The following is a 22746-nucleotide window of genomic DNA, read 5'->3' as shown; positions in this document are numbered from 1 at the left end:
CACCAGCAACAATGGTGTGTGATTTTGTCGGGTGCGCATTGATGCGCACCAGCAGCAATAGTGTGTAATTTTGTAGGGTGCGCATTGATGCGCACCTGGATAAACCCAACACTACCCAGCCCGCTTAACGTTTAAACGCCCAGCTCAGCTTACCGTTATCGGCGCTTAACTTGTGCAGCGCCTTCTGGTTCACCGCGTCTCTGGCACCGAGCGCCTTTGCCGTCAGCGGACCGCTATCACTCTGCGCAATCACCGTATCCTTCGGCACGCTCACCATCTTCTCCGCCACCTTTTTCACCGCTGCGGCGTAGCCGTCGCGGTCGCGCAGGTTGAACGCTTTCAGCGGCAGTTCCCGGCTCAGCCACTGTCCCCAGAAGAACTCCAGGAACGGCGGCGGATTGTCTGGCTTATCGAAGCCGATATCGCGCACAAAGTAGATCAGCGAACGATACTCATCATCCTGCATATGCTGGCGACCCAGCTCCTGCGGCAGCGCTTCGGGGGCGATTTTACCGTTTGGCGTCTCCAGCCACACCAGATGTGCCGCCGCCATTTTCTGCCAGAAAGCAGCCTGGCTTTTCAGCGGGCGGAAATCATCGGTAATGCGCACCTGCACTGGCGTTGACAGGCCGGCCATGTCAGCAAAGTTGCTGAACGTGTGGTGGCCATCAGTCAGGTACAGTTGATTATCCGGGCCGATCACCGCGGTTTTCATCGGGCCGGGTTCGCTGCCGACCGGCGCCTTACAGCTGAAACTGGCCGGATCGCGCAGGGTGGAGCGCGGCGTGAAACTTTTCACCCCTTTTTGTCCCATGCTTTCGCAATAGTCATCGAACAGCTTTTCCGGATCGGCCTGATAACGATGCTGCTTGTAATCCAGCTGGCGATAACCAATGGCGGCCTGGGTGGGATGCAGCTGCGCCAGTTCGACCTGCACAATTTCTCCAGCTTTGATGTCGGGCGGCAGGGCGGCAGGGCGGCAAAGGCGGGGGCGGTACTGAATAGCAAGGCTAATAACGGCAGGGACGCTTTCATTCCATTTTCTCCTGAAGATCTCCCGGTGGAGCAACACGATAGCATTCCTGTCATCTTCCCGCTCTAGTGTTGTGGCTCGCGGTTGCGTTGAGGCAACCACTTATCCAGACATCTGACCACAACGGAGCACCTGCTTTATGATTTCTGCCACACAGCATCCCGCTAAACTGCAACACACCGCGATCGATCCCAGCGTCCGTCTGCGCGACACGCAGATTGGCCAGCAGTGTGAAATTCTGGCGCACAGTTATCTGGAATACAGCGAACTGGGTAATTTTTCCTACCTTGGGGAACACTGCTGCGTGGCGGATGCGCAGATTGGCCGCTTCACGGCCATCGCCAATCAGGTGCGTATCGGGGCACCGAATCATCCGATGGATCGCGCCTCACAGCATCGCTTCACCTACTGCCCGGAGTATTACGACAGCCGCGCGCAGCGCGATGCCGGTTTCTTCACCGGACGCCGCGCCGATCGGGTGATCATTGGTCACGATGTGTGGATCGGTCACGGCGTGATTGTCCTGCCTGGCGTGACGGTCGGTAACGGCGCCGTGCTGGCGGCCGGGGCGGTGGTGAGTAAAGATGTGCCGCCTTACACCATCGTCGGAGGTGTGCCGGCGAAACCGATTCGCGCCCGTTTCAGTGCCGACATCGCGGCGCAGCTGCAGGCGATTGCCTGGTGGAACTGGCCGCTGGAGAAGCTGATGGCACACCTGGCGGATTTTCAGTCGCCGGATATCGCCGCCTTCTGCCAGCGGCACGGGCGATAACGCTTACACAGCCTGCTGCGCGGCGGCTGGCGGCGCATCGGGTTGCAGGCGTTTCTCCGGCTGCAGCAGCGTCATGGCCAGCATGCTGCCAAAGGCGATACAGGCGGTGACGGTAAACATGGCGTTATAACCGTAGTACTGCGCCAGCCAGCCGCACAGCATCGGTGAAATGATCGACGCGAGGTTGGCGATGGCCAGCGTCATGCCGCTGAAGGTACCAACCGATGCCTTTGGCGTCACGTCAATCACGACCGACCAGTAGACGTTATTCACCAGCGCATTGAGCGCGTTGCCAAGCGTCATCAGCGCGATAATGCCGGCAGCAGATCCGACCCAGGGAATAGCCATAAAGCAGCAGGCGGTGGCGCACAGCGTCACGGCCGCAAACAGGTTGCGCGCCAGCCGCAGATTGTTAAAGCGTGCCAGCAGGCGATCGGCGATGCGTCCGCCCAGCAGCACCGTCAGGCAGGCACCGCTCCACGGGATCATCGCCACATACCACAGCGAGTGCAGGTCATAGTGGAAATTATCCTGCAGATATTTCGGCAGCCAGGTCACCAGGGTAAAGGTGATGTAGAGGAAACTGAAATAGCCCAGCGCGTTGCACACCAGCGTGCGGCTGGTGAAGAAGCGCCACCACGGCAGCGCGCCTTCGTCCTGCGGCTGCTGGCGTTGCCCGGCAATGATCAGCTGACGCTCGACGGCATTGGCACGCGGATGCTGCTGTGGCGTATCAGTAAAGTGGCGGGCAAACAGCAGCATCGCCAGCAGTGAAAACGCGCCGAGCAGCATAAACATCATGCGCCAGTCGTTGGTGAGCAGCAGCAGTCCGACGGCAATCGGTGCGGTCAGCAGCGAGCCCACCTGGGTGCTCAGCAGGCCAATTCCCAGCGCGAAACCGCGTTCGTTATCCGGTGCCCAGTGGGCGATGGTTTTGTTCATCAACGCGTAGGCCGGCCCTTCGCTGAAGCCAAACAGCACGCGCAGTGCAGCAAACCCCATGATCGCCGAGCCGCCAAACAGCGCCATGCCCAGCTCTCCGGCCCAGGCAGTGGCGATCTCCAGCAGCGACCACAGAATGCCGGCCATCAGCCAGACCTTTTTGGTGCCCAGCCGGTCGGCAAGGAAGCCGCCGCACAGCGACCCGAATAGATAGCCAAAGCCAAAGTAGCCCAGCACGGCACCGAGCTGCACTTTACTGAAGTGAAATTCCTGCGAGATGGCGTTGGCGGCGAACGACAGCGCACCGCGGTCGATGTAGTTAATCAGTGCGATGAGAAACAGCAGCGAGAAAATGGTGTAGCGGGTTGAGGACGCTTTCATCATGCGACTCCTGAAAATGAACACAGGAATCATTAAGCAAAGGTAATGCCAGATTGCTAAGGCTGCTAACTAATCAGTGACTGCCATGGCATAGTGCCCGCGCCGCCGCAGTCGGAACCATCGCGCTGGCTAATAAATAGTCGCTATCTGAGCGTGCTGCACCAAACCGATCGCCGGCACGATCGGTTACGGTGCGCTGCATCACACTACCGGCTGCGTGACCACCGCGGCACTGCGCAGTGGCTCCTGACCTAAGCCAACGTGCAGCAGAATCTGGCTGCGGTACTGCGCATCCGCTTCATGCTGTTCGTCACTCTGTAATAAACCGACCTCATTTACATTTTTCCCCGCGACCTGCACCTTAGTGCGTGCCGCGCTGCGCATCCATTCATACTCAATATCGATATGGCCGGTATCAATGCAGCGAATGCCGTGCTGACTGAGGTCGTAAGCCAGCACGGTTGCCGTCGGTCCAAGGGAGATCAATACCATGTCGAACTCGCGCGCGTGCGCCAGCACATTACTGTATAGCTCGTTATAAACCGAAAAGGCGTTACGGTTGAGGGTGGTAATGCGCCGGATCTGACGCGCGCCATCCAGCAGATCGTTCCCGAGACCAAGGCGCGTGCCGCTACCCTCAACAATCAGAATTTTTTTATCGTGAAACAGCTGTTTAAATTTGGCAAAAATACATGCCGCCGGCTGTTTATCTTTATAATCATGATAAGGTCGCGTTACCGACGTATTACCATAGCGATAGCCTTTCTTTAATAAATGCTCATAGTGGCGAAAGAAAAACGCTTTATGAAAAAACCAGAAAAGCGCTGAGCCAAAACGCATATTCCCGGTGCCGCGAAAGGCATCAGGCATACACAGCAGACAGCGATTATCGCTCTGCGTGCCACGGCGCATGATCTCTTTCAGGCGAATGGAAAGGCGTTCATCAAAAGACTGAAAGCCAATATTCTTAAATAGCGTCATTTCCAGTTCCCCATCCCCATAGCGGCACACTGAGAGCCGGTCATCGCTGAGCAGCAGATCGATGGTCTGTTCTGCTGACAGGACCTGATATTGCCGGGCGTGCGCATTGGCCACGGGAAATTTAATGGCAGCATGTGTGAGTTTAAATGGAAAACGTAATTTGCGATAAAAAGCGTCTGCGCTGATCATAATAACCTTCTTTTTATAAGCGGCTTTGCCGCAGAGCAGTCAGATAATGTATATCACCGATTAATTTGGCAGACAGGCTAAGGAAACTCTCAAAATAATAAATACGCTATTTCATTTATCAATGTCACCGCGCCGGACAGACGCTATTTTTAGGGCAAAGCGCAGCGTTGCCTGCTTTTTTAGCATCAGGTTCTGACATGACCAGGACAAATCGCATTTGTACGCCACTAATCAATTAAAAAATTTCACCAGAAATACATGCGCCGACAAATTGCAGGCTGCCCGGCAGCACGCCTGTCGCGCCCTTAGTCATATCGCACGCTGCGTTATCAAAAAATGCGGATTTTCCTGATGATTGATTAATTTCCTCCAACAAAATTGAAACGTGATTTCACTCACACTACGAGCGAAGCGGGGCGCAGCATGAAGGAGCAGAGCTACATTGATAAGCGGCACTAACGACACGCCGCCAGGCAGATTTTTAACTAACGGTTACGTAAGTTAAGATTTTGTTGAGTTTATGTGTCTTTAGTTTGGGGTGGTTAATAATGATGAGCGTTGAGGGATTCGCATGATAAACAAACTGACCAGTCTCGTGCTGGCGATTCTGGGTGTTGCGCTGCTCTATATGGGCGGCAAGCTGCTGATGATGGGCGGCAGCGCATTTTACGCATTGATGGCGGTGGGATTACTGATCACCGCCATTTTACTGTTCCGCAATCAGCGCAGCGCGTTAAGCCTGTATGCGGTGCTGATGTGGATTACGCTGGCATGGATGATCTGGGAAGTCGGCTTCGACAAGTGGCAGTGGATCCCGCGCGGCGATCTGTTTGGCGTGATCGGCCTGTGGCTGGCGATGCCGTGGGTGGTCAAACCGCTGTATCAGGGACAGCGTCGCTTCCACGGCCTGCTCGGCAGCACGGTGGCCATCATGATTGTGCTGGTAATTGGATTGTGCTTTTACGATCCGCTGCCGCAGGCCGGCACCATCACCAATGCGCGTGAACAAAACAGCGAGCAGGGCGCGAGCGCTGACTGGACCGCCTACGGCGGCACCGCCGACGGCCTGCGTTTCTCCGCCCTGAATCAGATCACCAAAGAGAACGTGCGCAATCTCGAAGTGGCCTGGACCTATCACACCGGCGATCTGCGTCAGGATAACGATGCCACCGAATACACCTTCGAAGCCACGCCGCTGAAAGCCAACGGCATGCTCTATTTCTGTACGCCGCACAATGAGGTCCACGCGCTCGATCCGCAGAGTGGTGCGGTGAAGTGGAAATACACGCCGGCGAAAGATCGTTCTTATCTGCAGCAGCATCAGACCTGCCGTGGCGTCAGCTATTACGCGGGCGCACCGGCTGCCGCACAGGACACGGCGGCGACGCCGGCGATGTGCCGCAAGCGCATCTTTAACGCCACCACTGACGCCCGGCTGATTGCGCTGGATGCCGACAGCGGCAAACCGTGCGCCGATTTTGGCAACAACGGAGTGGTGGATCTGCATGCCAATATGGGTGAGGTTCGTCCACACGCGTTGATGCAGACCGCCGCGCCGCTGGTCGCGGGCAATCTGGTGATTGTCGGCGGCTCGGTTATGGATAACGGCTTCAACAGCGGTAACCCCTCTGGCGTAATTCGCGCCTATGATGTGCAAAGTGGTCGTCTGGTGTGGAACTTTGATCCGGCTGATCCGCAGAATACCGCGCCGATAGCGGCTGGCCAGACCTATCCGCAGGATACGCCGGTGGCCTGGGGTACGTTGAGCGCCGACCTGAAAAACGGCCTGGTGTATGTGCCGTTTGGCAACGCCTCGCCGGATGAACTGGGCATCGAGCGCGATGCCAATAGCAATACAGAGAAATTCCGTGATGCGTTAGTGGCGCTCGATCTGCAGACCGGTGCATTCAAATGGCGCTATCAGAGCTCCCATCACGATCTGTGGGACCGCGATAACCCGTCACAGCCGTCGCTGGTCGATATCGATTATCAGGGCCAGAAACAGCCGGTGGTGATCCTGCCGACCAAAACCGGCAACCTGTTTGTGCTCAATCGCCTGACCGGCCAGCCGGTTTATCCGGTTAACGACGTGAAGGTTTCGACGGAAGGCGGCGTGCCGGGCGAGAAATTCGCCGCCACCCAGCCGGTATCCAGTCTGAACTTTATTCCGCAGCCGCTGACTGAGAAGTCAATGTGGGGCATCACACCGTTTGATCAAATGGCCTGCCGTATGGATTTCCGCAGCCTGCGCTATGACGGCAATCCGTGGACGCCAGCCACAGAAGGCGGCTCGCTGGTGTTCCCGGGCAATATCGGGGTGTTCAACTGGGGATCGGTGGCGGTTGATCCGCAGCGTCAGATGCTGATTGCCGCACCGGTGCGCCTCGCCTACAAATACAACCTGATCAAGCGTACGCCCGCCACGGCGACGGAGCGCCTGTTCACCAAAGATGGCCAGCCTTACTGGAACGAAAACTTCCACGGTGATTACGCCATCCACATCCAGCAGCTGGCCTCCGATCTCGGCATTCCCTGCATTGCACCGCCGTGGGGCCGCATGGTCGGCGTGGATTTGAAAACCGGCAAAACCGAATGGCTGCGTCGCGTTGGCACCACGGAAAACCTGAAAACCAGCTTCCTGCCGGGCCGCTTCCCGATTGGCTTCCCGATGGGCATGGTGGCGCACGGCGGGCCACTGCTGACGGCCGGCGATCTGGTGTTCCACGGTGCGACCGCAGATAACTTCATTCGCGCCTATGACAGCACCACCGGCGAACTGCTGTGGCAGCAGGAGCTTAGCGCCGGCGCGCAGGCGACACCATCCACTTACATGGGCAGCGACGGTAAGCAGTACGTGGTGATTGCCGCAGGCGGTCACGGTTCGCTCGGCACCAAAGCCGGCGACAGCGTGGTGGCGTTCCGTCTGAAATAATCCTGTCGATGCAAAAAAGGCGCCCGCGGGCGCCTTTTTTATATTTATAAATCAGCGCATTAACGCTTGGCGCGCTCGGTTTGTACCCGCTGGGCAATGCGATCGCCAATCGTCTGGTCGATGTTGCGCCAGTACTCAAACGCGCGCGACAGCACCGGCTCCTCCACGCCGTTGAGCAGATGACCGCTGACGTTATTCACCAGACGATCACGTGCCGCCTCATCCAGCACTTTATTGACCAGCGTATTGGCCTGGCCAAAGTCATCATCATCCTGACGCAGCGTGTAGGGTGCGCGCACCATGTTGCCGTGCGCTTCCCAGGTGGAATCCGTCGGGTAGCGCTCGCCGTCCGCCACCGGACCGCCTTTCGAGTTCGGCGCATAAACCGGATCGCTGACCGGATTGATGCGCATCGCGCCATCCTTGCTGTAGCTGTGCACCGGTGCCTGCGGGGCGTTAACCGGAATCTGCTTGTAGTTAACGCCAAGACGGGCGCGGTGGGCATCGGCATAGGCAAACACCCTGCCAATCAGCATCTTATCCGGGCTCAGCCCGATGCCGGGCACCAGGTTGTTTGGTTCAAACGCCGCCTGTTCAATCTGCGCATGGTTGTCGGTCGGGTTGCGGTTGAGCATCAGTTTGCCGACTTTAATCAGCGGATAATCGCTGTGTGGCCAGACCTTAGTCAGATCAAACGGGTTGAAGCGGTAGGTTTCCGCCTCGGCAAACGGCATGATTTGCATGTACAGCGTCCAGCTGGGGAAATCACCATTTTTGATGGCGGTAAACAGATCGCGCGTATGGTAATCGCCGTCCTGGCCGGCCAGCAGATCGGCGTTATCCTGCGTCAGGAACTCCACACCCTGATCGGTTTTGAAGTGGTATTTAACCCAAAATTTTTCCCCGGCGGCGTTAACCCACATATAGGTGTGGCTGGAGTAACCGTTCATGTGGCGCCAGCTTTTCGGAATGCCGCGGTCGCCCATCAGCCAGGTCACCTGGTGCGCCGACTCTGGCGACAGCGTCCAGAAATCCCACTGCATATCGTTATCGCGCAGATTGTTGTCGGCACGGCGCTTTTGCGAGCGGATAAAGTGCTGGAATTTCATCGGGTCGCGGATAAAGAACACCGGCGTGTTATTGCCCACCATGTCGTAGTTGCCTTCGCTGGTGTAAAACTTGATCGCGAAGCCGCGCGGATCGCGCCAGGTGTCCGGGCTGCCACGCTCGCCGGCCACGGTGGAGAAGCGCATCACCACATCGGTTTTGGTGCCGGGCTGAAATACCGCTGCTTTGGTGTAACGGCTGACATCTTCTGTCACCTGAAAATAGCCAAATGCACCGCTGCCTTTGGCGTGCGGCTGACGCTCTGGAATACGTTCGCGGTTGAAGTTAGCCATCTGCTCAATCAGGTAGTGATCGTGCAGCATCAGCGGGCCGTCTGGACCGACGGACAAAGAATGTTCGTCGCTGGCTACCGGAATGCCAGCATCCGTGGTGGTCGGCTTGCGATCGTCATTGCTCATAATATCTCCAGCTTTTGTAAGGATAATCCAACCACTAAGCGTAGCAGCGAGGCGCAGGCTTGCCCGAATAATTGCGCCGTCTCATCTGGTTGCCGCATTAAGCGATGCGGCACAGCTCGCAAATTTGCTTTTTATTTCTGCTGCTGGCTAAGCAGATTTTCCGTGCCGGAAAAAGCGCCATTCTGCGAATGGGATCGGAAAAGAAAAATTAATTCACCTGTCTTTTAAGACAGGTCGCAAAGGATTTTTCCATTTAAGTAAAAACAGACCTTGAATTAATCAATCATTTTATAACTTCATGTAAAATATCACTTTTTAATTTAATGATATTGATCAAAAAGAACCACAATCCGCTTATTTATGCTCTCGCTGCGTCAAAGGCAATCCCGTTGTAATTAATGAATGGACATAATAAGAGAGATAAATATGGTGATGCATAAGGCTAAAACCGCGCGCCTGGCGCTGGCTATCGCGGGGATGATGGTGGGTGGCAGTGCAGCGGCACAGTCATTAACGCTGGAGCAGCGTCTGGCCCAGCTGGAAGAGAAAATCGCGCGCGATGAGCAGCAGCAAAAGGAGGCGAGCGCCGGAACAACCAACACGTTCCGCTTTTCCGGGTACGCCCGTTGCGGCCTGCTGGTTAATGATAAAGGGCGCGGCGGACGTGCCGGACCTGCTATTTCGCCTGCCAGTTCGATCGGCGGCGATGCGCATATTGGCCGGTTAGGTAATGAAAAAGATCACTACATCGAGCTGGGCTTTCATAACCAAACCCGGTTCAGTAATGGTTCGTGGGCCAATTTCAAAGCGCTGCTGGCAGATGGCTCATCCAGTCCGGACCCGTGGGTGCAGAATAACGACAATAATCTGAATATCCGCCAGGTGTATGTCGAAATGGGGGATCTGCCCAGCTTTGGGGGCGCCGCGCAACATGCCTCGCTGTGGGCAGGTAAACGCTTTGACGGCGACAATTTTGATCTGCACTTCACTGATACCGATATCGTCTTTCTTGGCGGCACCGGCGGCGGCATCAGCAACCTGCAATGGAACGAGCAATGGCGCAGCGATTTCTCCATTTATGGCCGCAGTTTTGGCGACCTGGGCAGCAGCCGCTACGACGATAACAACGTGCAAAACCTGCTGCTGACCTCGAACCAGTTTTACGGTAACTGGCAGTGGATGCTGACCGGCATGAGCGCAAACGGCAACGACGAGCTGAAAGGGCGCGCATCGACCACCGGCAGCTATGCGCTGCGCAGTGACGATACGGCAAAGCATGGCGTGTTTACCATGCTGGCCTGGCACGATAAAAACCGCTTCTACGGACTGGCACCGGGCAGCAGCACTCACGCCATTCAGTGGGGGAAAGGGCTGGGCGCAGAAACCCGGCAGATCGGTGGCGACGGCGACTTAACGCGCAACGCCAGCGCGCTGCGACTGGCCACCTTTGGCGTGATGCCACTGAGCGATCGCTGGTCAGTCGCTCCGTCGCTGCTGGCGCAGCACAGCGAGGATCGCTACCGCAAAGGCGATCGCTATGACTGGGCAACCATCAACCTGCGCGCCTCCCAGGCGATTACGGAAAACTTTGCGCTGCAGTATGAAGCGTCGTGGCTGTATATGGACCTCAAACCCAATGGCCGCAGCTATCAGGATGGCGGCAGCATCGCGACGTACAACGCGGTGAAGGGCGATGTGTATAAGCTGACCTTTGCGCCAACGTTTAAAGTCGGCAACATCAACGATATGCTGGTGCGGCCGGAGATTCGGCTGTTCGCGACCTGGATGAACTGGTCTAAAGCGCTGGACAACTATGCGCTGAACGATGATTTCGGCAGCGCGGGCTTTACCGCTGGCGGTAGCTGGAACTTTGGCGTACAGGCAGAAGTGTGGTTCTGAGATCGCCTTTCGCGCTGACCGGCTGAAGGAGGGTTGCACGGTGCGAGGCGTTGAAAAATGCCTCGCACCGCATCCGACGAAGCCTGCCAGCCAGCGGTAAAGCTGCATTCAGTCACCGATTGCGGCTATAGTGCAACGTACTGAACCTGAAGCGATAAGGAATCGTTGTGACCATTGCCTGCCTGCATACCGCCGCCAGTAATATTGCTATTTTTGATGACGCCGCACAGTCGCTCGGCATTCCGCCTCAGCAAATCAGCCATCTGGTGATGCCACATCTGCTGGCAGAAGCAGAGCTCAGCGGTGGCATGACGCCGGCCCAGCAGCAGCGTCTGCAGCAGCTGTTACTCAGCCTGACGCCGTGGTTCGACGCGATACTGATTACCTGCTCTACCTTAGGTGCCGCCGCAGACAGCCTGCGCGATCCACAACAGCGCTGTGCGGTTTATCGCACTGACCGTATGCTGGCGGACGAAGTGCATCGCCGTGGCGCACCCGCGCTGGTGCTGTGTGCCGCGGAGTCTACGCTGCACAGTACGCGCCAGCTGTTTTGCCCGGAGAGTCTGGCACCTGACCAGCGTCCGCAAGTCAGGCTTATCCCGGATGCCTGGGCCGCATTCAAAGCTGGCCGGCTGGACGACTATTACACGCTGATCGCCGATGCCGTCGCTCAGGGACAGCAGCAGGGCGCGGTTCAGGTGGCGTTAGCGCAGGTGTCGATGGCCGGGGCCGCGTCGCGTTTTCCTGCGCCACAGCGGCCACTTACCAGCCCGCACCTGGCGCTCAGCTTCGTACTGCAGCAGGCTAAAGGCGCGGACGAAGGTCATTCAAAACCACTGATTTAAGCCAACAAAAAGCCCTACTGTTACGCAATTTTGCAGCCTTTATGATGGTCATCAGAACCTGATTTTTGAGGAAGCCACTGATGAACGTGATTAAAGCGCAGCGCGACCAGCTGTTTGAATACGGTCCCTTTACCATTCGCCGGCAGCGGCCGGGAGAACCACTGGGCGCGCTGGCGATTGTCGACCAGATGACGCTGAAGCCCGGCGCGGTGGTACCGATGCGCCGCCATCAGGATGATGAGATTTTCAGCTATGTCTGGCGCGGCTCGGTGCAGTACCGATGCGAGGAGGGAGAGACTCTCGCTCTCAACGGCAAACGCGCACTGCTGGTGAATGCGGGCAGTGGGGTACGTCATGAAGAGTCAGCACCGCTGATTGAAAGCGAAATGCTGCAGGCGTACATCCGCCCGGCATCCGGTGGCGGTGAAGGGCAGGTGCAGAGTGTGTACCGGGCAGAAGGGGCGGCACTTAACCAGTGGACGCTGCTGGCCGGTCCGCAGCACAGCGCGGCACCTTTGACGCTGCGTCAGGCCGTTTACATCTATGACGTCAGGCTGGATCGTGGCGCACAGATCGAGGTGCCGCATTTGCCGGGTTATGCCAGCTGGGTCACGGTGCTGGAGGGCATTGCACGCACCGGGGATGTGCGGCTGCAAAAAGGCGATGCGGTGAGCGATAGCGCTGCCTTGCCGGCTATCCACGGTGAACGCGACGCCCTGCTGGTCGCCTTTCTGGTGCAGCAGGATGCGCCTGCGGTGCTGAGCGGTACGCTAAGCGGCAGTTAAAACACCGGCTATGACACGGCTGGCACGCACCAAAGTGGCCAGTCGTGTCAGCGTGCCGCTGGCGATGTCACGCACTCAGGCGCTGCCGGCTCTGCAACTCAGCGCCCGATAACCATTATTTCGCGTGTGACACCTGTTCGTAGTAACCGATCTTCTCCACTTTGGCGGTCGAACCGCCACCTTCAAACTCGGATGCCAGCCAGGCGTTAACGATGTTTTTCGCCAGCTCCGGCCCAATTACGCGTGAGCCCATGGTCATGATCTGCGCATTGTTACTTTTGCGCGCGCGCTCGGCGGAGAAGGTGTCATGGCACTGCGCGGCGCGCACGCCTTCCACTTTATTGGCAACAATCGCGACGCCAATGCCGGTGCCACACAGCAAAATGCCGCGCTCAAACTGCTTTTGCTGCACCGCCGTAGCGAGCGCAAACGCCACGTCCGGATACATCGGGCGGTCATTTTGCGCGTCGTTACTGTAATCAGTTACCTGATAATCCTGCTCTTCCAGCAGCTTTTTAATGATGTTTTTCAAATCGATAGCCGCATCATCGGCACCAATAGCGATAGTTTTCATCATGTTTCTCCAGTAATACAGGGTCTGACACCTGCACATATGTTCGTCAGGTGATTAGATGTTCACTGACAGCCTGCCACAAAATCAAACATATGTTCAATGCATGTTCATATGATTTAGCGATCGGCCACGCAAAATCTCGCGCACCCCCTGATGTAACGATCGCGCAGCGCCGCTCTGCTGCGAAAAATCCTGAAAATGTCGCTGAAATCAAATCTCATGCGCACCGTCACACTTTCGCCAACTGCGCTTGAGGAGTGAGCAAATATCCGTGTAGTGTTCATTTGTTCGCATGGCCCTATCCATGTACAAGAAGACCCATTGAGGACTCGAACATGTGTCATTTGCTTCTTACCTCGCATTTTGTCTGTCGCCAGCGCCGGTTTTGCGCCTGGCCAACACCGTCTCACTGCGCACGTTTCGGAGGTGCGTTATGAATCACTCTGCTGTCAGCGCGGTTGAGCAGACCGCAATCCGCAAAATCTCCTGGCGCCTGGTACCGTTTGTGGCGCTGATGTTCTTTATCAACTTCCTCGATCGCACCGCCATTTCCTTTGCCGGCCCAAACGGCATGACGCAGGACCTCGGCCTCAGTGCGCTGCAGTTTGGTCTCGCCTCCGGCATCTTCTTTATTGGTTACATCCTGCTGGAAGTGCCCAGCAACCTGGCGCTGCATAAGTTCGGCGCGCGGCGCTGGCTGGCGCGCATCATGATCAGCTGGGGCATCGTCTCGCTGCTGTTTACCTGGGTCAGCAGTGTCGAAGGGCTGTATACGCTGCGCCTGCTGCTGGGGATTGCCGAGGCTGGTTTCTTCCCGGGCGCCATCCTTTATCTCAGCCTGTGGGTGCCGGCGCGCCACCGCAGCAAAATTCTCTCGCTGTTCTACCTGGCACAACCGCTGACGGTGGTATTTGGCGCACCGCTGGCTGCCTCGCTGATTGAGCAGCACGGGCTGTTTGGCCTGGAGGGCTGGCGCGTAATGTTTATGGGCGTATCGCTGCCAGCAATCCTCATCGGGATTGTGGCGCTGTTCTGGCTGGTGGACTCGCCGCGTCAGGCGAAGTGGCTGAATGACGACGAGAAAAACTGGCTGATAGCCGAACTGGAGGCGGAACATCAGCACAAGCAGGGCCAGCACCCGCACAGCGTGCGTTCGGTGATGGGCAACAGCCGCGTGTGGATGCTGTGCCTGATCTACTTCGGCTTTATTTACGGCCTGTACGCGCTGGCGTTCTTCCTGCCGACCATTATCGCCGGCTTCCAGCAGCAGTTTGGCACCACCTTCAATGTGATGCAGAAAGGGCTGATCACCGGCGTGCCGTACCTGATCGCCGCCGTCGTGATGTTTTTCTGGTCGCGGGATGCCGCGCGGCGTGGCTGTAAAACCTGGCACATCGCGATTCCTGCGGTCGCGGGCGGCCTCAGCGTACCACTGGCGCTCTACATGGATTCACCGTTTACCACCATCCTGGTGATCGCCGTAACGGCCAGCGCCATCTTCGCCGCATTGCCCAATTTCTGGACGCTGCCGACGCAGTTCCTGACCGGCGCATCGGCAGCGGCGGCGATTGCGCTGATTAACACCCTGGGCAACGTGGCGGGTTTCTCCGCCGGTTACATCACCGGCGCACTGCATGATGCCACTCACAGTTATGTGTTACCGATGTTCGTGGTCGGCGGTTTTATGCTGCTCTCCGCTGTATTGATGCTGTTCCTCAATCGCCGTCGCGCGCAGCCTCTGCCAGCCTCATTTGTACAGGAGCAATAACATGACGTACCTGTTTAACCAGCCATCCGCGTTTGCCGCGGAACTGATCGAAGGCTTTGTGGCCGCCAACGCCGATAAAGTACGCCAGGTGAGCGGTGGCGTGGTACGCAGCACGCGCAGCCAGCCGGATACCGTGGCGGTGATTGTCGGTGGCGGTTCCGGTCACTATCCCGCCTTTGCCGGATTGGTCGGCCAGGGCCTGGCGCACGGGGCGGCAATGGGCAATCTGTTCGCTTCGCCGTCGGCGCAGCAAATCTATAACGTCGCGCGCGCGGCGCATAACGGCGCAGGTGTGCTGTTGCTGTTTGGAAACTATGCCGGTGACGTGCTGCATTTTGGTCAGGCGTGCGAGCGGCTGCGCGCTGAGGGTATTGCCTGTGAGGTGCTGGCGGTAACGGATGATGTGTCCAGCGCCAGCCACGATGAGCGTCTCAAGCGACGCGGCGTCGCCGGCGATCTGTGTGTGTTTAAAGTGGCTGCGGCCGCGGCAGAAGCGGGAGACGATCTGGCTACGGTGCTGAAAAAAGCGCAGCACGCCAACGATCGCACCCGCACCTTCGGCGTGGCATTTTCCGGCTGCACGCTGCCTGGCGCTTCGCATCCGCTGTTTGAGGTAGAGAAAGGGCGCATGGCGCTCGGGCTGGGCATCCACGGTGAGCCGGGCATCAGCGAAACGGCGGTGCCGCGCGCCGATGAGCTGGCAGAAATCTTTGTCGACCGGCTGCTGAGTGAGCGGCCAGCGGATGTGGCGCAGGTGGCGGGACAGCGCGTGGCGGTAATCCTCAACGGTCTCGGTTCAGTCAAGTATGAAGAGCTGTTTGTGGTGTATCGCCGCATCGCCCAGCTGCTGTCGGCGGCGCAGTTGCAGGTGGTGGAGCCGGATGTCGGCGAATTCGTCACCAGTTTTAACATGGCAGGCGTCTCGCTGACGCTGATGTGGCTCGATGATGAGCTGGAAACCCTGTGGCGCGCGCCGGCCAATACGTCGGCCTACCGCAAAGGCAGCGTCCTGATTGCCGAACCGCTCAGCGCCGCCGAATGCGAAGAGATCCGTGAAGAGACGTTACCGCAGGCCAGCACCGCATCACAACACAGCGCCCGGCGCGTTCTTGAGCTGCTGGAAGCGGTGGCGGTGATGATTCAGCGTCATGCCGGCCAGCTGGGCGACATTGATGCGGTAGCGGGCGACGGCGATCACGGCATTGGTATGGAGCGCGGCGTACTCGGCGCGGTAGAAAAGGCGCGTGAGGTGGCCGCGCGTGGCGCCGGCGCTGGCAGTCTGCTGTGTCGCGCCGCCGATGCCTGGGCGGATAAAGCGGGCGGCACGTCCGGAGCACTGTGGGGCGTGGCACTGACCGCGCTCGGCACCGCGCTGGGCGACAGCGCGGCAGCGGATGCACCACGCGTCGCTGCCGGCGTCCGGGATGCCAAAGAGGGCATTATGCACTTCGGCAAAGCGCGCGTCGGTGATAAAACCATGGTTGACGTGCTGGTTCCGTTTAGCGACACGCTGAGCGCTGCGGTCGCGCAGGGCGCATCACTCACCGAAGCCTGGTTACGTGCGGCAGCGGTGGCGGAGCAGGCCGCGCAGGCCACCGCACAGCTGGTACCGAAAGTGGGGCGTGCGCGGCCGCTGGCAGAAAAAAGCGTTGGCACGCCGGACGCCGGTGCGGTTTCACTGGCGATGATCGTCAACACCGTTGGCAATCTGTTAAAAGAACACAGTGCATCTGAACAGGGAGCGTAATTATGGCTCAGCCTAAAATCTGGCTTGGCGTCAGCCTGAAAATGTATTTCGGCTATCAGCAAACGCTGGCGTGGTGTCGCGAGGTTGCGACGCTGGCGCAGCATCCGGCAGTGCAGCGCGGTGATGTCGGGCTGTTTGTGCTGCCCGCTTATCCGGCCATCCCGGCGGTGACGGAGATCTTTGCCGGCACGCCGGTGCGCGTCGGCGCGCAGGACGTGTGTCAGGCGGAAAGCGGCGCCTGGACCGGTGAGGTCAGCGCCAGCATGCTGCAGGAGCTGGGGTGCTCACTGGCGGAGATTGGCCACGCCGAACGCCGTCGCCATTTTCATGAAGATAAAACGCAGATTGCCGCCAAAGTGGCGATGGCGCTGCGTTATCGCCTGACCCCGGTGCTGTGCATCGGTGAACCGCAGCAGGGTACGCCTGAGCAGGCGATTGCACTGTGTCAGCAGCAGCTGCAGGAGGCGCTGGCGGAGGCCGCGCAACACGCGCTCAGCGGTGAGGTGTTGTTTGCTTACGAACCGCAGTGGGCCATTGGCGCACCGCAGCCGGCGCCGGACAGCTACATCCGCGCGGTGTGCAGCGGGCTACAGCAGCTGACGACGCCCGACGGCATCACGCTGCGGGTGATTTACGGCGGCAGCGCCGGGCCGGGTCTGATTCAGCGCCTCGGCGGCAACGTCAACGGCCTGTTCCTCGGCCGCTTTGCCCATGATCCGCAGGCGCTGGCGCAGATCGTGCAGGAAGCCAGTGAGCTGGCTGAGGAGCTGCCGTCATGAGCCGCATTGGACTTAGCACCTACGCGTTTTTCTGGCGCATGTCGCCCCAGGTGCCACAGCCGCTCACGCTGGCGCAGATGCTGCAGCAGACTGCCGATCTCGACGTGTCGGTATTTCAGATTTGCGACTACCCGGCGATTGAGCAGTGGTCAGATGAACAGCTGCTGGCGCTGCGTCAGCAGGCGGATGCGCTTGGCATCACGCTGGAGCTGGGCACGCGTGGTCTCGGCAGCGCGCACCTGCGCCGCTATCTGCATATCGCCGCTATTCTCGACGCGCGCGTGGTGCGCTCAATGTTCAATACCGCCGATCACCGGCCATCGCTGGATGAAGCGGCCAATCTGATTACTGCCGTGCTGCCGGATTTTGCCCGCCAGCAGGTGCGGCTGTGCCTGGAAACCTACGAGCAGGTCAGCAGCGCGGCGATGATGTCGGTGATCAACCGCTTTCTCTCGCCGTGGCTGTGCGTCTGTCTCGATCCGGCCAACTGCGTCGCCGGACTGGAACTGCAGGAGCAGGTGATCGCCAATACCGCTGCGCGCGTCGGCAATCTGCACATCAAAGATTTCGCCTTTACCCGCCGTGCCGGCTGGGTCGGTTTTACCCTGGCCGGCTGTCCGATGGGCGAAGGGAAGCTGGATTATGACCGGCTGATCGCCAGCGTGCGGCCGGCCGATCGCGACATCAACCAAATCATCGAACACTGGTTGCCGTGGCAGGACGATGCCGCGCAGACCTGCGCGCGGGAAGCCGAATGGACCCGCCGCGCCGTTGAATTCCTACGCAGTAAACAAGATCAGGAGTCGTTAACATGAGCAAGGCATTGAAAACCATCACCGTGATCGGCGCAGGCGGCAAAATGGGCATGCGTATTTCCGCTAATTTGCAGCACAGCGCTTATCAGGTGTTTTACTGCGAGAATTCACCGCAGGCGCAGCAGCAGGTGATTGCACAGGGACGCGAGCTGTCGGATGCCGCGTCGGTGGTGCCGCTGAGTGACGTGGTGATCCTCGCCGTGCCGGATATCGTACTGGGCAAAGTCTCGCAAAGCGTGGTGCCACAGATGCAAAGCGGTGCGGTGCTGCTGACGCTCGATCCGGCCGCGGCCTACGCCAACCTGATCGCCCAGCGTGACGACATCGAATACGCGGTCGCGCACCCGTGCCATCCGTCGGTATTTCTGGCTCGCTACACCAAAGAGGAGCACGCCGATGCGTTTGGTGGCGTCGCTGCCGTTCAGCACGTCGCGGCAGCCTGGGAAAGCGGCAGCGCTGAGCAGAAGGCGGAGCTGAGTAAGGTGATTAGCGTGATGTACGGCCCGGTTGATCAGGTGCACTGGGTCACGGTGACGCAACTGGCGTATCTGGAACCGACGCTGGTCGAAACCGTCGCCTGCATGGTCGGTGCCTTCATGAAAGAGGCGCTGGATGAAACGGTAAAACACAGCGGCGTCCCGGAAGAGGCAGCGAAGGCCATGCTGTACGGCCATATTCAGATTGCGCTGGCGGTCGCTTTCCGCGCCACCAACCCGTTCTCGGATGCCTGCATGATCGCCATGGAGTATGGCCGCGAGAAGATCATCAAACCGGACTGGAAACAGATCTTCGATCAGCAAGAGCTGGATAAGGTTATTGCCCGCATGCTGAAAATTGACGCCATTCAGCGTTAAGCGTGACAGCCGCGGCGACTCGCGGCGTTGCTGGCTGGCGAAGCGAGTCGCATCAATGATATAACTCCCTGCTGAGCACTCCGCACGACGATACAAGACAGGTAACGGATGGAAAAAAACACGCTTTCTCAGGACTCCGAGCTGCTGACGGAAATTGCCGTCGCCTACTATCAGGACGAAATCACCCAGGAGGAGATTGCGCGTAAGTTTGGGATTTCCCGTATCAAGGTGGGGCGACTGCTGAAACGCGCGCGTGAAGAGGGCATCGTCGAGATCAATGTGCGCTACCATCCGGTGTTCAGTACGCGGCTGGAACAGCAGTTGCAGACGCGCTTTCCCCATCTGCAGCGCGCGCTGATTGCCCTCGATTCGCCAGACAGCGACGAGCAGCGGCGTCAGGTGGCGGCGCTGGTGTCGGCCCATCTCGCGCAGTCGCTGAAAGACAACGCCATTGTCGCCGTGGGCCAGGGGCGCAACGTGGCGGCCGTCGCCGATTATCCCGGTCAGGTGCCGACGCGCAACTGCCTGTTTATCAGCGGCATCGGCGGCACCCATCGCCCGGGCGATGCCATCAACGCGGACCACATCAGCCGCCGGCTGGCCAAAAAGTTTGGCGGCATCAGCGAAACCCTGTACGCCCCGGCTTACGTCGAAAACCGGGCGCTGCGCGACGCCTTCATGCAAAACGGCACCATCAAAGAGACGCTCGACCGCGCGCGCAAAGCGGATGTGGCACTGGTGGGCATCGGTGACATGAACGAAAACAGCTATATGGTGAAGCTCGGCTGGTTCACACCACATGAGATCATTGATGCCAGCGTCAATCAGGGCGTGACCGGTGATGTGGCCGGCTATGATTTTTTTAATGCCCAGGGCCAGCACGTGGATACGGTGATGAACGACCGGGTAATTGGCCTCAGTATCGACGAGCTGCGTAAAATTCCCTGCGTGATTGCCATTGCCGCTGAAAACACCAAAGCCATGGCGATCCTCGGCGCGCTGCGCACCGGCGCTATCGATATCATTGCCACCACGGCGCAGAACATCCGCACCATTCTGAGCATGTCGCAGTAACGCATAAACGCTTGCCCGGCGCGGCCTGCGGGCGTGCCGGGTGAGAGGGATGCTGCGCCAGGTCGCCGCCCATCACCCAACCGTCACGTCAGCGCCATAAATCTTTCATCCGCCTCAGCTAGCTTACCGCCATTCTGATTTCAGGACTGCGGATGCATGAGCCATCTCTCGCTGCAACACATCACCAAAACCTGGGGCGATAAAATCGCGCTGCAGGATATCAGCTTAGACGTGGCGCAAGGCAGTTTCGTCGCACTGCTGGGGCCTTCAGGCTGCGGTAAATCGACGCTGTTGCGCACCCTCGCCGGGCTGGAAACGGCCGACAGCGGCCGCATTTATTTCAATCACACCGACGTCACGCCTCTGCCACCGGCGCAGCGCAAGCTGTCGATGGTGTTTCAGTCTTACGCGCTGTTTCCTCACCTGAGCGTGCGGGAAAATCTGCTGTTTGGCCTGAAGGCGCGCGGTGAAGATAAGCAACAGTTTGCCGCCCGGCTGGCGCAGGTCAGCGCACTGCTTGAACTGGAACCGCTGCTGGCGCGCCTGCCTTCACAGCTCTCCGGCGGGCAGCAGCAGCGCGTGGCGCTGGGCAGGGCGGTGATCGCCAACAATACGCTGTGCCTGATGGATGAGCCGTTATCCAACCTGGATGCCAAACTGCGTCAGAGCATGCGGCGCGAAATCCGCGCGCTACAAAAGCAGCTCGGGCTGACCATGCTGTACGTCACCCACGATCAGACCGAAGCGATGAGCATGGCCGATCACATCATTCTGCTTAACGATGGCCGCATTGAGCAGCACGGCACGCCAGACCAGCTCTACAACCAGCCGGCGAGCTGTTTTGCCGCGCAGTTTATTGGCGCACCGCCAATGAATATCCTGCCACTGCACAGCAAAGGCGCGCATCACTACCTCAGCCATCTCAGCACACCGCTCCTGAGCTATGCCGGCGAAACGGCGCTGAGTCTGGGCCTGCGCGCGGAGGATATCCAGCTGGTCGCCCCGCAGCAGGCCGCGCTGAGTGCGCGGGTAGTGAGCTACGAATACATGGGCGCGGATACGCTGCTGGTCTGTCGGTTGCCCGGCATCACGGAATCACTGACCGTCAAAGTGCCCGGCCTGCAGCGCTTCACGGATGACAGTCTGGTCGGCCTGCAGTGGTCCACCAGCCGGCAATACCTGTTTTCCACCACCTCCGGCCAGCGCTGTGTCGCTGCCGAACACCCGATGTTGCTCGCTGAGAAAAAATACGCTGTTTAACCGTTGTCGTTTATTCAAGGGAAAATCATGTCTGCGATCCGTTTCTCGCCTCTGGCTTGTGTCGTTATGCTGTGTGCCTCCGTGTCGGTGTTTGCTGCTGAGCCGGTGAAATTACAGATGTACTACCCGATTGCGGTCGGCGGTAAAGTCAGCCACACCGTGGAAGCCCTGGTGGCGGATTTTGAAAAACAGCACCCTGAGATCAGCATTCAGCCGGTCTACACCGGCGATTACGCCACCACCGTGACCAAAGCGCTGACGGCGTTTCGCGGCGGTAACGCACCGCAGCTGGCGGTGATGGGAGATATTGAAGCCTGGTCGCTGATGGATGCCGGTGCCATCGTCGCCGCCAGCGATTTAGCCACGGGTGAAGAGGGCAAACAGTGGATCGACAGCTTCTATCCGGCCTTTTTGCGTCGCATTGAGGGCAAAGTGTGGGGCGTGCCTTTTCAGCGCTCAACTGTGGTGATGTACTGGAACAAACAGGCATTTGAGAAAGCCGGTCTCGATCCGAATACACCACCCGCCACCTGGCAGCAGGTGGTGGCATTCAGCAAAAAACTGACGCTGAAACAGGCCAGCGGCGTCAGCCAGTGGGGCATTGAAATCCCTTCCACGCCGAACGGCTACTGGAATTTCCAGGGGCTGGCAGCCACCAATGGCGGACGGCTGGATAACGGCAAGGGCAACGCCGTGTATTTCAACACGCCGGGCAACGTGGAAACCCTGCAATGGCTGACCGATCTCGGCCAGAAAGAGGAAGTCTCGCCGAAGGGTGCGATTGCCTGGGGCACCACGCCGCAGGATTTCATCAGCGGCAAAACGGCCATGATGGTCACCACCACCGGCAACCTGACCAACGTGCACGACAACGCAACCTTCCCGTTTGGCGTCGCCATGCTGCCGGAGAAAACCCAGCGCGGCAGCCCGACCGGTGGCGGCAACCTCTACGTGTTCAAAAGCGCCTCACCGGCGCAGCAGCAGGCGGCGATGCGCTTCATCCGCTGGGTCACCGCACCGGAACAGGCCGCGCGCTGGAGTATCGCTACCGGCTATGTTGCCACCTCGCCGGCAGCGTGGGACACAGCGGCAATGAAAGCCTATGTGCAGCAGGTGCCTCAGGCACTGGTGGCGCGTGAGCAGCTGAAATATGCTCAGCCGGAACTCTCGACCTACAACAGCGTACAGATTCAGGACGCGCTCAATCACGCCATTGAAGCAGCGGTGACGCAGAGCAAAACCCCGGCCCAGGCACTGGCCGATGCGCAGAAACAGGCTGACCGCCTGCTGAAAAACTATCAGTGATGGCCGCGTGATGAGCTCATTCTCTGGCAGCGCCGCCACGCTGCGCCCGCGCGGGTGGTCACTGCAGCTCAGCGGCTATTTGCTGCTGCTGCCCGCGCTCAGCTTCCTGCTGCTGTTTACCCATTATCCGGCGCTGGCCACGCTGTGGCAGAGCCTGTTCAGCGCCGCGCGCGCTTCGCATCCGGCCCATTTTGTCGGGCTGGATAACTATCGCGCGCTGCTGGATGACGACATTTTTATGCAGTCGCTGTGGAATAACCTGCTGTATGCGCTGATCACCATTCC

The 22746-nt window shown here is 58.8% G+C and carries 18 protein-coding genes and 1 pseudogene; 14 read left to right on the top strand and 5 right to left on the bottom strand.

Going from position 1 to position 22746, the window contains the following annotated elements; all coding sequences use genetic code 11:
* Positions 1–124: 124 nt before the first annotated feature.
* Positions 125–937, bottom strand: a complete 813-nt coding sequence (locus ERD80_RS16235; RefSeq protein ID WP_248295869.1) for a ParB/Srx family N-terminal domain-containing protein — start codon at positions 935–937, stop codon at positions 125–127.
* A 235-nt stretch (positions 938–1172) separates the two neighbouring features.
* On the opposite strand from ERD80_RS16235, the gene ERD80_RS16230 reads away from it, so the two are divergent.
* Entirely contained in the window at positions 1173–1805 is a 633-nt protein-coding gene (locus ERD80_RS16230) for a DapH/DapD/GlmU-related protein (protein ID WP_136547634.1), read from the top strand.
* Positions 1806–1808: 3 nt separating this feature from the next.
* Here ERD80_RS16230 and ERD80_RS16225 read toward each other — a convergent pair whose 3' ends face one another.
* Both ERD80_RS16225 and ERD80_RS16220 read right to left on the bottom strand, forming a co-directional pair.
* Positions 1809–3128, bottom strand: a complete 1320-nt coding sequence (locus ERD80_RS16225) for an MFS transporter (RefSeq protein ID WP_136547645.1) — start codon at positions 3126–3128, stop codon at positions 1809–1811.
* Between the two features lie 201 nt (positions 3129–3329).
* Positions 3330–4298, bottom strand: coding sequence for a GT-D fold domain-containing glycosyltransferase (locus ERD80_RS16220; protein ID WP_136547632.1), 969 nt, complete (start codon positions 4296–4298; stop codon positions 3330–3332).
* A 571-nt stretch (positions 4299–4869) separates the two neighbouring features.
* Here ERD80_RS16220 and ERD80_RS16215 point away from each other — a divergent pair.
* Positions 4870–7230 carry a membrane-bound PQQ-dependent dehydrogenase, glucose/quinate/shikimate family gene (locus ERD80_RS16215; protein WP_136547630.1) on the top strand — a complete coding sequence of 787 codons (2361 nt, stop codon included), beginning with the start codon at positions 4870–4872 and terminating at the stop codon, positions 7228–7230.
* A gap of 59 nt (positions 7231–7289) precedes the next feature.
* On the opposite strand, the gene ERD80_RS16210 is transcribed toward ERD80_RS16215, so the two are convergent.
* Entirely contained in the window at positions 7290–8756 is a 1467-nt protein-coding gene (locus ERD80_RS16210; protein ID WP_059008879.1) for a catalase, read from the bottom strand.
* Positions 8757–9188: 432 nt separating this feature from the next.
* Here ERD80_RS16210 and ERD80_RS16205 point away from each other — a divergent pair, with 432 nt between their 5' ends.
* The 3 genes from ERD80_RS16205 to ERD80_RS16195 all read left to right on the top strand — a co-directional run bounded on the left by ERD80_RS16205 (position 9189) and on the right by ERD80_RS16195 (position 12285).
* Positions 9189–10655, top strand: coding sequence for a carbohydrate porin (locus ERD80_RS16205; RefSeq protein ID WP_136547643.1), 1467 nt, complete (start codon positions 9189–9191; stop codon positions 10653–10655).
* Between the two features lie 167 nt (positions 10656–10822).
* On the top strand, positions 10823–11500 hold the full coding sequence (locus ERD80_RS16200) for a glutamate racemase (protein WP_136547628.1): 678 nt from the start codon (positions 10823–10825) through the stop codon (positions 11498–11500).
* A gap of 80 nt (positions 11501–11580) precedes the next feature.
* Entirely contained in the window at positions 11581–12285 is a 705-nt protein-coding gene (locus ERD80_RS16195; RefSeq protein WP_136547626.1) for a pirin family protein, read from the top strand.
* A gap of 115 nt (positions 12286–12400) precedes the next feature.
* Here the strand turns inward: ERD80_RS16195 and ERD80_RS16190 are convergent, their stop codons facing one another.
* Positions 12401–12859 (bottom strand): RpiB/LacA/LacB family sugar-phosphate isomerase, encoded by a 459-nt coding sequence (locus ERD80_RS16190; protein WP_021506001.1) that lies wholly within the window; start codon positions 12857–12859, stop codon positions 12401–12403.
* Positions 12860–13292: 433 nt separating this feature from the next.
* On the opposite strand from ERD80_RS16190, the gene ERD80_RS16185 reads away from it, so the two are divergent.
* The 9 genes and pseudogenes from ERD80_RS16185 to ERD80_RS16145 form a co-directional block, all read left to right on the top strand.
* Complete coding sequence (locus tag ERD80_RS16185) at positions 13293–14627, top strand: MFS transporter (protein WP_127834109.1); 1335 nt, start codon at positions 13293–13295, stop codon at positions 14625–14627.
* Between the two features lies 1 nt (position 14628).
* The gene (locus ERD80_RS16180; RefSeq protein WP_136547624.1) at positions 14629–16374 is read left to right on the top strand and encodes a dihydroxyacetone kinase family protein; all 1746 of its coding nucleotides are present in this window, start codon (positions 14629–14631) and stop codon (positions 16372–16374) included.
* Between the two features lie 2 nt (positions 16375–16376).
* On the top strand, positions 16377–17153 hold the full coding sequence (locus tag ERD80_RS16175; protein ID WP_136547622.1) for a triose-phosphate isomerase family protein: 777 nt from the start codon (positions 16377–16379) through the stop codon (positions 17151–17153).
* On the top strand, positions 17150–17968 hold the full coding sequence (locus tag ERD80_RS16170; protein WP_127834107.1) for a TIM barrel protein: 819 nt from the start codon (positions 17150–17152) through the stop codon (positions 17966–17968). The genes ERD80_RS16175 and ERD80_RS16170 overlap by 4 nt, the downstream gene beginning before the upstream one ends.
* Positions 17965–18822, top strand: a complete 858-nt coding sequence (locus ERD80_RS16165; RefSeq protein ID WP_136547620.1) for a phosphogluconate dehydrogenase C-terminal domain-containing protein — start codon at positions 17965–17967, stop codon at positions 18820–18822. Before ERD80_RS16170 ends, ERD80_RS16165 begins: the two co-directional genes overlap by 4 nt.
* A gap of 108 nt (positions 18823–18930) precedes the next feature.
* The gene (locus ERD80_RS16160) at positions 18931–19896 is read left to right on the top strand and encodes a sugar-binding transcriptional regulator (RefSeq protein ID WP_021506007.1); all 966 of its coding nucleotides are present in this window, start codon (positions 18931–18933) and stop codon (positions 19894–19896) included.
* A 156-nt stretch (positions 19897–20052) separates the two neighbouring features.
* Positions 20053–21156, top strand: coding sequence for an ABC transporter ATP-binding protein (locus tag ERD80_RS16155; protein ID WP_136547618.1), 1104 nt, complete (start codon positions 20053–20055; stop codon positions 21154–21156).
* Between the two features lie 27 nt (positions 21157–21183).
* Entirely contained in the window at positions 21184–22461 is a 1278-nt protein-coding gene (locus tag ERD80_RS16150) for an ABC transporter substrate-binding protein (RefSeq protein WP_136547616.1), read from the top strand.
* Between the two features lie 10 nt (positions 22462–22471).
* Positions 22472–22746 (top strand): annotated as a pseudogene (locus ERD80_RS16145) (sugar ABC transporter permease); the annotation flags it as partial.

Origin of the sequence: Pantoea sp. R102 (genome assembly GCF_004916815.1) — a bacterium.
Taxonomy (GTDB): Bacteria; Pseudomonadota; Gammaproteobacteria; order Enterobacterales; family Enterobacteriaceae; genus Pantoea; species Pantoea dispersa.
This window is presented reverse-complemented; position numbering and strand designations above follow the sequence as displayed.